General features: G+C 40.6%; 1 pseudogene. It reads left to right on the top strand.

Annotation, left to right across the window (positions count from 1 at the left end):
* A pseudogene (locus tag H5232_RS23810) lies at window positions 1-212 on the top strand (DUF2931 domain-containing protein); the annotation flags it as partial.
* Window positions 213-298: the final 86 nt, after the last annotated feature.

Genomic DNA, 298 nt, shown 5'->3' with positions numbered 1-298 from the left:
ATAAAAATGGTTATAGGTTAGCTAAAAATTTACCTTCATACACAGCGCATACAGGTAAGGTTTTTAAAGATGTAAAACCATATTTAATAGTCGGTATGGGTGAATCAGGTGAGATAAAGGTTTGGATTTCAAATACACCATCAGCGGGGTTTACAGGTCGCGTATTACACGAGCTTGGTTCAGGACAAGCCCAATGGCGTGAGAATAAGTAGTAAAGCCACTACCCTAAGCTTATGTTCTATAAAGTATTCGCAGAGGCAGCCCGTAGCTCATGACCCAGAAGAAGACGCTGAATTCA

Source organism: Pseudoalteromonas sp. SG41-5 (assembly GCF_014164495.1).
In the GTDB taxonomy this organism is placed as follows: domain Bacteria; phylum Pseudomonadota; class Gammaproteobacteria; order Enterobacterales; family Alteromonadaceae; genus Pseudoalteromonas; species Pseudoalteromonas rhizosphaerae.
Note: the sequence above shows the minus strand (reverse complement) of the source record. Positions and strands in the feature narration are given on the sequence as shown.